This window comes from Synergistaceae bacterium, from assembly GCA_012728235.1.
In the GTDB taxonomy this organism is placed as follows: Bacteria; Synergistota; Synergistia; order Synergistales; family Synergistaceae; genus JAAYFL01.
In genome coordinates, this window is sequence record JAAYFL010000084.1 from 1 (window position 1) to 1,966 (window position 1,966).

Below are 1,966 nucleotides of genomic sequence, written 5' to 3' on the forward strand. Positions count from 1 at the left end.
GTGTAGAGGCGGTTAAGGGAGGTATCACTACAGTTATTATCACGGGTGAGGTTGCTGCAGTTAAAGCAGGTGTGGAAGCAGCAAAAGCTGCCCTCGTAAAGATAGGGATCCAGCCAAGGACACATGTGATTGCTAGGATCGCAGAAGGTACTGCTTTAATGATCAATTCTCAAGCCATAAATTTCAAAGATAGAAAAGGACCTGGTCTTATTACTGGGAAACCAACACTTAAACAGAAGTCACCACTGATAAATCAACGGGTTTCTGGCGTACAGGCATATTCTTCTCCCGAAAAAATGACGATGCAGGAATTGCGCTCTTATGCGAGAAAGATAGGGCTACCAGATTCTAAAGTTAGAGTAGCAAAAAAAGATAAATTGCTAAAGCTTGTAAATAAATTTATCGTTGAAGGAAAAGAGGAATAGTATATGGAACTTCGCGACAGAGATCTTTTTTCCATTCAAGAGACAAGAGACTTGATAGAGAAGGCAAAACCGGCTCAGAAGACCTTCAGGAGCTTTGATCAAAAGACCATTGACAGGATCGTTGCTGCTGCTGCAAAAGCTGCATTGGATCATTCTGTTGCACTTGCTAAATTAGCATACGAAGAAACGGGTTTTGGAAAATGGGAGGATAAAGTTATTAAAAATAACTTTGCCGCCGTCAGATTACATGAAGCGATAAAGGACATGAAAACCATAGGTATAATCAGTGAAGATGCCGTTAATAAAATCTTTAACGTAGCTGTTCCTGTGGGCATAGTTGCAGCTCTGATACCATCTACTAACCCAACATCTACTGCAATCTTTAAGGCATTGATCTGCTTGAAATCAGGTAACGCAGTTATTTTTTCTCCACATCCCAAAGCAATTAAATGTATTTTAGAGACTGTGCGCATAGTAAACGATGCTGCAGTCAAGGCAGGTGCACCTGAGGGCCTTATTTCTTGCATCAAGACTCCGACAAAAGAGTCAACAGACGAGCTGATGGCTCATAAAGACACTGGTCTGATCCTTGCAACAGGAGGTACAGCCATGGTCAAGGCAGCCTACAGTTCTGGTACTCCTGCACTTGGGGTGGGCCCCGGCAATACTCCTGCGTTTATTGAAAGATCAGCAGATATAAAAATGGCTGTTAAGAGGATAATGGAGAGCAAGACATTTGATAACAGTACAATTTGTGCCTCAGAACAGTCCGTAGTAACAGAAAGGATAATTAAAAATAAGGTCATTGAGGAGTTCCAAAACCAGGGTGGCTATTTTCTTTCGCCGGAAGAGTCAAATAAAGTTGGAAGGATACTCATGAGCCCATTTGGGGGGATGAACCCCAAAATAGTAGGTAAACCAGCTGAGTTTGTGGCTAAAATGGCAGGCATTTCAATTCCTGAAGGGACTAAAGTTCTATTATCCGAACAGACTCAAGTTGGCAAAGACTATCCTTTCTCGAAGGAAAAACTTACAACGGTACTTGGTTTTTATGTAGAAGAAAATTGGGAAACAGCATGTGACAGGTGTATTGAGCTTCTGGAAAATGAGGGTGCCGGTCATACACTATCCATACATTGTACTGATGAATCGATAATCAGGGAATTTGGTCTTAAAAAACCGGTATCACGAGTACTTGTAAACACTTCTTCCTCACTTGGAGGCGTGGGGGGTACGACCGGGCTTTTCCCATCGATGACGCTAGGATGTGGAGCCGTTGGTGGTTCTGCAACATCCGACAATGTCAGTCCTCTCAACCTTATAAATATCCGCAGGGTAGCATATGGACTATGTGAAGTCTCCGACCTAAGGGGAAAACAAGATCTGAGTGAAGTTAGCAATAAGAACATTAACAACATTAACAACAAACAGCCTCTCTCGACTGGCTCAAATGAAAAAAAAGTGACAGAAGACTTAGCGATCGATAGACTTGTTGAAGAAGTTATAAAAAGATTGGGCAAAAAACTTGCCTAGTCTTGAAC

Annotated in this window: 2 protein-coding genes; both read left to right on the forward strand. The window is 42.1% G+C overall.

What is annotated here, in order from left to right; genetic code table 11:
- Window positions 1–425: BMC domain-containing protein (locus GXZ13_05725; protein NLX75312.1), on the forward strand; the 425-nt coding region annotated here is incomplete at its 5' end.
- Window positions 426–428: 3 nt separating this feature from the next.
- The gene (locus GXZ13_05730) at window positions 429–1,958 is read left to right on the forward strand and encodes an acetaldehyde dehydrogenase (acetylating) (GenBank protein NLX75313.1); all 1,530 of its coding nucleotides are present in this window, start codon (window positions 429–431) and stop codon (window positions 1,956–1,958) included.
- Window positions 1,959–1,966 lie beyond the last annotated feature (8 nt).